Here is an 8885-nt window from a genome sequence, read left to right on the forward strand (position 1 = left end):
TCAAAAAATTGAGATTTTTCCTTGAAATATTTTCAAAATGTGGTATCATATACATATAGAAACGCTGTGGTGTACGACTTCACACTTAAGTGTTGACCGACTATTTTTTGTATTATTAGGGAAACAAAAGACTTCTGGCAGTATGCAGGCCGTTTCACGCGGAAGCAGCTAAGTCAGAGCGAGTTGCCCACCTGCTTAATTGCGCGGGTTCAATACAAATCGTGAAGTATCGGCACCAATACAGCTTTTTATATTTGCCTCCTTAGCTCAGTTGGTAGAGCAGTAGACTCTTAATCTATGGGTCACAGGTTCGAGCCCTGTAGGGGGCATCTACATACAACAGGAAAAAGCCTTGATTTACAAGGCTTTTTTGTTTGTCTATAACTGATTTGCCCCATCATTTGCCCCACATTTTTTTATGAGCAATCTTTCCAGACATCTCTGACTACGAAAAACAAAAAAGCTATCCTACCTTTGCAAATTTAGATAAGATAGCAGAATATTTTAATGCAACTCCAACTCAACTTTTTGGAACAAGTAAGGAGATTGAATTAGAAAAGAGTGTTCTTGAATCGAATGAATACTCTGATAAAGTAAGTGAGATCTTAAAGGCTGTCAAATACATCGAACATTTTCTAGAAACTGATGGACAGTACTTAGAGGATTTACTTTACTTAACAAGAGGCAACCAACTATACACAGAAGATGGAGATGAGTTGTATATTGATCCAACTTCTCAGAAAAGAACATTTCATAACCAATATGAACCTGGTTTTATTGTAGCAAGAGATAAATCCCCACTAGAACTCTTAATTGAAAATAAGGACCTATTAGATTAAAAAAGCGAGGATATGTACTGATCCCAAAAGTTAGACAGAAAAAAATCTAACTTTTGGGATCAGTACATTTTCAACTCTCTTATTTATTTTCTTATCTCACATAATTACTTCACATGTCCAGGCTCATCAAATTCATTTTTTTCAATAACATATGCCACATTTGCATCCTTATTGATCAAAGAACATATATCTATTATATTACAAAAAGCTCTCTGACCGCAAAATTCCGTTAATTTACTACCTTATTCCTACTTTCTATTTTCTATTTTACTTTTCTGATAAATAAGATTATAATAAGGGGTATTTATTTTCGGAGGTTTTTATGTCATTTCTATCAAAAAATTGGGCAGGACTGTTAGCCTGTCTGATCATTTCTATCATCTCTTGGGTTTTAGGAGGCTTTCTGCCTGTTGTGGGAGCACCTGTTTTCGCCATTTTTATCGGAATGATTCTCTACCCCTTTCTCACTCCCTATAAACAACTGGATGCTGGTTTGACTTATAGCTCCAAAAAATTGCTTCAGTATGCTGTTATCTTACTTGGTTTTGGACTCAATATCTCTCAAGTTTTCGCAGTTGGAAAATCTTCCCTTCCTGTCATCCTTTCGACTATTTCTATCGCTTTAATTATTGCTTTCTTTTTCCAACGATTTTTTAACATGGATACAAAGCTAGCTACCTTGATTGGGGTAGGCTCTTCTATCTGTGGCGGTTCTGCCATTGCAGCGACTGCTCCTGTTATTCACGCCAAGGAAAAAGAAGTAGCCCAAGCCATTTCTGTTATCTTTTTCTTCAATGTCTTGGCAGCTCTTATCTTTCCAACTCTAGGTTCTTGGCTCCATCTCTCCAACGAAGGTTTTGCTCTCTTTGCGGGTACTGCGGTCAACGATACTTCCTCTGTAACAGCCACAGCTAGCGCCTGGGATAGTCTGTATCATACCAATACTCTAGAATCTGCAACCATTGTCAAACTGACTCGTACCTTAGCTATTATCCCTATTACTCTCTTCCTCTCCTATTGGCAAAGCCGTCAACAAGACAACAACCAAGGAGTAAAGCTTAAAAAAATCTTCCCCGTTTTCATTCTCTACTTCATCCTAGCTTCTCTGCTAACTACCGTCCTTACTTCTTTTGGTGTTAGCAATAGCTTCTTTTCACCTCTCAAACAGCTCTCCAAATTCCTCATCATCATGGCTATGAGTGCTATTGGTCTCAAAACTAACCTCGTTGCTATGATCAAATCCAGTGGAAAATCCATTCTTCTTGGAGCCCTTTGCTGGATTGCTATCATCCTGACTAGTCTTGGCATGCAATTACTCATCGGTATTTTCTAAGAAAAAAGGGAGCCTAAAGGCTACCTCAGAACGTAGACAGACGTCATTTTTGGCGTTTGTCTTTTTGTATGTTCAAAGATATTTTGTCTTATCATCTACTATTCCATCCAAAAATCTGATTTAAAGCAAAATAAAAAGGGATATTCCCTATCCATTTCGATAATTTTTTCATTAATTTGTTTTTCCATTTTATCCTCCGATTAGTCTCGCACTGATATTTATTGATAACAACACTATATTTCTAGTATAGCATAATCATTAGATATTATAGGTTTTCAAACCAAATGAGAGTCATTCGTTTTTGCCCCATTTTTAAATCATGACATTGGAAATACCTAAAAGTACTTCCCTAAAATCACTTATATTTCAATATTTTTAATTACTCTCAATATGAAAATCCTTTCCAAATCCATGCAGGGGGCATCTAAATCAACAGGAAAAAGCCTTGATTTATAAGGCTTTTTTGTTTGTCTATAACTGATTTGCCCCATCATTTGCCCCACATTTTTTTATGAGCAATCTTTCCAGACATCTCTGACTACGAAAAACAAAAAAGCTATCCTACCTTTGCAAATTTAGATAAGATAGCAGAATATTTTAATGCAACTCCAACCCAACTATTTGGAACTAGTAAAGAGATTGAATTAGAAAAGAGTGTTCTTGAATCGAATGAATACTCTGATAAAGTAAGTGAGATCTTAAAGGCTGTCAAATACATCGAACATTTTCTAGAAACTGATGGACAGTACTTAGAGGATTTACTTTACTTAACAAGAGGCAACCAACTATACACAGAAGATGGAGATGAGTTGTATATTGATCCAACTTCTCAGAAAAGAACACTTCATAACCAATATGAACCTGGTTTTATTGAAGCAAGGGATAAATCTCCACTAGAACTCTTAATTGAAAATAAGGAATTGTTTGATAAATAGAAAAAGCGAGGATAACCTCGCTTCAGATTGAAGTTAAAATCTTTAGAAGACACTTTTATAAGGACTTTGTCTTCAATCTGTGAAAAGGAGTGAAAACTCCTTTTCTTTTTGTAAGTCAGACTGAAACTTCCAAATTGTTTATATATTTTATTGACATTTTCTATAAAAATAAGTACAATAGTTTTATTAGCAAACTATACTATATAGGGGGTATTGAAATGAAATTTTCTAATCGTTTACTGCTATTCCTTGCAGGAGTTGTTTTTGTCCTTTTAGGACTTTTCCTATTTACAAACCCAGTAGCTAATCTTGTTGCTTACAGCTGGTGGATTTCATTTGGTTTACTGGTTTCTTCTATAGCAGCTATTTTAGGCTATTTCTCTGCACCAAAAGAGCTTCGCTCACCTGTTTATCTTTTCCAAGGATTTGTTAGTCTTCTCTTAGCTCTTTACCTCGTTGCTTATGGCTTTGTGACCCTGCCGGTCGTCATTCCGACCATTGTAGGAATTTGGTTAATTGTAGAAGCCATTATTGCTTTCTTTAAAGGCAATCGTCTAAGATTGATTTTCCCTATTATTGGTAGCAATATCATGTGGGTAGCCTTGCTTGAATTTTTACTAGGTCTAGTGATTCTGTTCAATCCAGTGGCTACAGGTGTCTTTGTCGTTTATGTCATTGCCTTTTCATTTTTAGTTACTGGCTTCACCTACATTATTGAGGCCTTTCGTAAATAGTCTAGTTGCTATTTCTATCGCATTCAAAAAAGCTGGGAAATCATATTCTCAGCTTTTTCGTCTCTTTAATTATCACTTTTTCGCATTCCATTCTACGTAGAAATTTGTTTTTCCATTTTATTCTCCAATTTGATCTCGCACTGACATTTATTTATAACAAAACTATATATCTAGAATAGCATAATCATTAGGTATTATAGGTTTTCAAACAAAATACGAGTCATTCGTTTTTGCCCCGCTTTTGCCCCATTTTTAAATCCTGACATTGAAAATACCTAAAAGTATTTCCCTAAAATCAGCTATATTTCAACATTTTTGTTTATTTTCAATATGAAAAGTTCTTACAAATCCATGTAGGGGGCATCTAAATCAACAGGAAAAAGCCTTGAGTTCCAAGGCTTTTTTGCTTGTCATTTTGTTTTTTATACCAAATTTTGTACCAAAAAGTTTATATTCACAAAATAAACGAGTCTCATCCAAAGACTCGTTATTTATCTCACACTCGTTTTCGTCGAAAAAACCACCTCGAAGGTGGTTCATTTCTATCAATCGTCCATCACTCCGCCTGTGAGTTGGTACATGAGATAAATGTGCTCCAGGACTTTGACTTTATCCGTATGTTCCACATGTCAATCAAATCCTCTTGGCTCCAGGTTGTGACCAAGAAGACTTAGTTGCCTATTGCCAAGAGCGCGATATCCTTATTGAAGCCTATAGTCCACTAGGTACAGGTGGTATTTTTGGAAATGAAGATGTTGAAGCAGTGGCTGAACGTAACGGTAAATCTGTGGCACAAGTTGCTCTGCGTTGGAGCCTTCAAAAAGGTTTCTTGCCACTACCTAAGTCTGTGACACCTAAAAATATAAAAGCTAACTTGGATATCTTCGGCTTCGACTTATCAGAGGAAGATATGGCGGTCTTGGATAAGATTCAAGGCATCAAAACTCAGGATGATCCTGACAAAGTTAATTTTTAATAGGATTTTAATCAACTCGTCAGGGTTGCTTTTTCAAGTAAATGACAAAAGAAGTCAAGATTTTTACAATTCGCGCCACATGAAATTATTTAAGCATATCCTTTTCTTTCATTACCATTTTCTGTTATAATGTATTGTATTTCTAAAGTAGAAAGATATTAATATGACAACTCTTATTAAGCATAAACGTGTAGAATTTTCAGAACTATTTTATGACCTAGTGTTTGTTTTTGCAATTTCAAAAGCAACTGCTTTAATTCACCCTTTTCATAGCGGTGTTGTGGCTTGGGATTCTTTACTTGATTTCTTCATCTCTGTCATGGTTATCATCAATTCCTGGATGATTCAAACCATTTATACCAATCGCTATGGAACAAACTCGTTATTTAACATGGTAATCATGTTTATCAACATGGGACTTATGCTCTTTATGTCCAATATGATTGGATACAATTGGCAACAATGGTTCTATTATACCTGTTGGGCTGTTGGTACATTGACCCTTACCTTATTTTTTCAATATTTGGTTGAATTTTTTAGAAAATCAACCAATAATACTGATCGGGAAAGTATCAAAGGTTTTCTATGGTTAACAGGTCTAGGAAGTTTAGGAGTCTATCTGGCAGCTCTTTTTCCTATTTACGTTGGAGTCTATATCTTTATTGCTAGTATTCTGCTAACATTTATTGTGCCAATTTTCTTGATTACTAAAGATGAGCATTTCCAGGTAAATCTTCCCCATTTAATCGAGCGCGTCTCCCTTCTTGTGATTATTACGTTTGGAGAGATGGTTGTTGGGCTAGCTAGCTTCTTTACAGTCGAGAATTTCTCGATTTATTCGGTTCTCAATTTCGTTATCATGCTTTCCCTGTTCTTGTTTTATTTTGGCGAATTTGACCATGCTATTGATGAAGGATCTAGTCAAAAGGGATTATTTGTAATTTATAGTCACTATCCTATTTTCATCGGGCTTATGTTGATGACAGTTTCGATGGGTTATCTCCTGAATCCCGAGGCTAATCTTCTCGTTGCAATCAGCTTCTTTTATATCGGAATTGGCCTCTTCCAAGCTGCTGTCCTAGCAAATGGGCCCTATAACAAAAACTATCTTCGCTATCCGAGAAGTTACTACTGTGCTCAAGCGACACTCTATCTGGCTGCCTTGATTCTCTCTTTGCTTTTCGCTTCTAATCCTATAACAGTGTTGAGTATTGCAACCATTTTTACTCTAGCTATAGCCATTCATTTTATTTATTTTTATGTGACACAGAATAAAAAATATTCCAAATCTAACTGGGGGTTCTTTTAATGAGTTTATAACATAAAAAAGCTTTGGGAACCAAGGCTTTATATGATATCAATCACCGACCACGAAAATGTTTAGCTTACAGAACTGCTAGTGAAGCTCTAGAGGATGAGTTCGAGTAAATGTTGCACTTATTCTTGCAATTTATCATTTACTTGATGCACGAACTCGATATTTTTTTCGTTAATTTGTTTTTGCCCCACTTTTGCCCCATTTTTAAATCCTGACATTGAAAATACCTAAAAGTATTTCCCTAAAATCAGCTATATTTCAACATTTTTGTTTATTTTCAATATGAAAAGTTCTTAAAAATTCATGTAGGGGGCATTTTTTATGCACAAAAGGCCTTGAAAACAAAGGCTTTTTTGCTTGTCTTAAGAGTATTTAGCTCACTTTTTTAGATACTATAATGTAGCCTACGAAGTTAAATCATTCTGCACCATTGTTATTCCATTTAAAATAAAAACCACCTTTGAACCCTACCAAACATTTGACAGCTCTTCACCGAATCCGCTATGATAAGGGTACTTGAAATTCCGAGTTTTCATAGCATTTAAAATGTAAGGAGTCAAAAATGAAAATCTATTATTCAAAATATGTCGGTGGGGGCTATCTACTCTTTGCATCGGCTATATTCATTCAAATTTTCTTTCTTCTCTTACATGGATTGATCGACTTTTCTCAACTAAATCTTCTCACTGTGATTCCAACCGTCCTCTTTTTCGCTGCTATCTACGCAACAATTGCAGGCATCAAAAGACTGACTAGCCACAGAGTCTCCTTTGAATTCACCTTTGAAGGTATTGAGGTCTATCCCGGACTCTTCTTCTCAAAAGAAATCTTCATTCCCAAAGAAGAATTGTTGCGAGCATCGTATGTTGAAGTGGACGTCAGCGACCCTGATCATGTCAACAGCAAGGCTTGCTATTTAGATTTTAACCTCAGAGAAGTCACCCAGCTAGAAGATATTTCTAAGTCAAACATCATCATCAATACAAGCACCTTGAAATTGCGTCTCGCCCTTAGCCTCTGTCGATTTAGAGAGGAAGAAAAAGCCGAGTTAGCGACCTATCTAAAAGAAAACTACGGCATTGATTTTTTCTATTAGCATGTAATAAAAAAGCCCTCCATTAGAACTTTAGAATAGCAAGATCTTTCCAAGCACTTGAAGGAAGAGTACAGAAGAACCATTTTATAGCAAAGAAAAAGCCTTGAGTTGTTCTCAAGGCTTTTTTATCTGTTCTTAATTCCCCATTTTTCCTTTGGGTACGAGCAGATAGATAAATAGCAAATTCAATCCAAATACGGCAACAAAGAGCGCTATTTGGGTGGCATCAATCGTTTGTTTCTCAGTCAAATCTTGGATCAGCTTTGTATAATAATAGCCTGGGAAAACCCGTTGTAGCTTGCCAACCAAGTCCATAAATCCTCCACTTGCGCCAAGCGTATCAAAGGGAATAATGGTCATGGCGGCCAAAATAATAACAGGAAAGCCAATGGTATCAATCGTCTTGGCATCTACCCTCACCCCAAGTACAAAGCCAATCACACTAAAGTAGATCCCCATCAAGGATAAGAGGAAAAATTGTACCAACAGGTTAGTCGTCACTGGAAAGTGAAAACCTAGGACAGCAACTACTAGCACTGCTAAAAAGATCAAACTGTTCAGAATCAGTTGTACAATCGATTGATCCCATAAATAGTTCTTGACACTATAGTTTGTAAAGTGGGATTCAAAAGAATAAAAACCGATATCTGAGGCGATTCGCTTACTAAAAGTTGCAAGGCTATTGCCAATGACCCCGATAAATACGGCAATGCCTAATAAAATACTTGGTGAAATCCCTTTTTGAAGCTGATAAAAGAAGATATACCAGCCTATGGGTAAAATAATGGTGAATAATACGAAGCGCTTATTTCGTAAAACTTGTTTTAATTGAATCTTTCTCATGCTTGTTCCCCTCCTTTATTCATCTCTTCTCGGAAATACTGCTCAATAGTTTGACCAGCCTGGTGAATATCCTCAACAGCCTTTGTTGCAGCAATTCGACCCTCTTTTAAAATCAGGACTTTTGTAAAAAAGGCATCAATTTGGTTAAAATCATGGGTCACCACAACAGATGTAAACTCTTGCTGCTCCAGCAATTTCCAAAAATTATCAACTGCTTCCAAGTCCATGCCAGTCGTCGGCTCATCTAAAAAAATCAACTTTGGATGATTCAAAATAGTTAACAACAAGGACAAGCGTCTCTTTTGACCACCAGAAAGACTTCCCACCATCTGCTCTCTTGATTCTCTCAATTCAACCATTTCTAAGAGTCCATTGATATCAGCCTGCTTCTGCTGATTCATCCGGCTTTTTAATTCGACGAATTCAGCAACGGTTAGATCCTCGATGAGCAGATCTCCCTGAGGCATCATCCCAATTTCTCTTTGAAAATCAAGAGAAGTCTTTATCGTTCCCGAATCAGCCTGGAGCTGCCCTGCGATAATGTTAAACAGGGTGCTTTTACCTGCCCCATTATTTCCCAGCAAGGCAATTTTGTCTCCTTCTTCTATCGAAAAAGACACCCCCTTTAATACAGCTTTCTCCTTAAATGATTTTGTAATAGATGCTACCTGAAACATAGGATCCCTCTTTTCTTATTGATCTTGTGTCCATTATACTTCAAGGGGAAAACCTTGGAAGCTCTCTGTCAGAATCGGTCAAAAAATCGTCGTGAACAGTCAAAAAAGAGGCTGGGACAAAAGTCCTAGCCTCT

At 36.5% G+C, this 8885-nt stretch carries 8 protein-coding genes, 1 tRNA gene, 1 other RNA gene and 1 pseudogene; 9 read left to right on the forward strand and 2 right to left on the reverse strand.

Translation table 11 applies throughout. From position 1 onward, the window contains the following. Positions 1-58: 58 nt before the first annotated feature. The 9 genes and pseudogenes from ssrS to HMPREF2704_RS04900 all read left to right on the forward strand — a co-directional run bounded on the left by ssrS (position 59) and on the right by HMPREF2704_RS04900 (position 7231). A non-coding RNA gene (gene ssrS, locus HMPREF2704_RS04865) (6S RNA) lies at positions 59-251 on the forward strand. Between the two features lie 5 nt (positions 252-256). Further along, positions 257-329, forward strand: a tRNA-Lys gene (locus HMPREF2704_RS04870). A gap of 96 nt (positions 330-425) precedes the next feature. Continuing rightward, positions 426-839: a helix-turn-helix domain-containing protein gene (locus HMPREF2704_RS10790; protein WP_081103087.1), complete on the forward strand. Its 414-nt coding sequence runs from the start codon at positions 426-428 to the stop codon at positions 837-839. A 322-nt stretch (positions 840-1161) separates the two neighbouring features. Continuing rightward, a complete protein-coding gene (locus HMPREF2704_RS04875; RefSeq protein ID WP_031576934.1) occupies positions 1162-2172 on the forward strand; it encodes a YeiH family protein in 1011 nt (336 codons plus the stop codon). A gap of 518 nt (positions 2173-2690) precedes the next feature. After that, a complete protein-coding gene (locus tag HMPREF2704_RS10795) occupies positions 2691-3107 on the forward strand; it encodes a helix-turn-helix domain-containing protein (protein ID WP_083324077.1) in 417 nt (138 codons plus the stop codon). Positions 3108-3325: 218 nt separating this feature from the next. Continuing rightward, complete coding sequence (locus HMPREF2704_RS04880; protein ID WP_003004261.1) at positions 3326-3841, forward strand: HdeD family acid-resistance protein; 516 nt, start codon at positions 3326-3328, stop codon at positions 3839-3841. Between the two features lie 619 nt (positions 3842-4460). Then, a pseudogene (locus HMPREF2704_RS04890) lies at positions 4461-4817 on the forward strand (aldo/keto reductase); the annotation flags it as partial. 163 nt (positions 4818-4980) lie between these two features. Next, entirely contained in the window at positions 4981-6126 is a 1146-nt protein-coding gene (locus HMPREF2704_RS04895; protein WP_070845865.1) for a low temperature requirement protein A, read from the forward strand. Between the two features lie 571 nt (positions 6127-6697). After that, positions 6698-7231, forward strand: a complete 534-nt coding sequence (locus HMPREF2704_RS04900; RefSeq protein ID WP_049474411.1) for a hypothetical protein — start codon at positions 6698-6700, stop codon at positions 7229-7231. Positions 7232-7366: 135 nt separating this feature from the next. Here the strand turns inward: HMPREF2704_RS04900 and HMPREF2704_RS04905 are convergent, their stop codons facing one another. Together HMPREF2704_RS04905 and HMPREF2704_RS04910 are read right to left on the reverse strand one after the other, a co-directional pair. After that, positions 7367-8074 (reverse strand): ABC transporter, encoded by a 708-nt coding sequence (locus HMPREF2704_RS04905; protein ID WP_070845867.1) that lies wholly within the window; start codon positions 8072-8074, stop codon positions 7367-7369. Continuing rightward, positions 8071-8751, reverse strand: coding sequence for an ABC transporter ATP-binding protein (locus HMPREF2704_RS04910; protein ID WP_070845870.1), 681 nt, complete (start codon positions 8749-8751; stop codon positions 8071-8073). Before HMPREF2704_RS04910 ends, HMPREF2704_RS04905 begins: the two co-directional genes overlap by 4 nt. Positions 8752-8885: the final 134 nt, after the last annotated feature.

The sequence above is a fragment of the Streptococcus sp. HMSC076C09 genome, assembly GCF_001837905.1.
GTDB lineage: Bacteria > Bacillota > Bacilli > Lactobacillales > Streptococcaceae > Streptococcus > Streptococcus parasanguinis_I.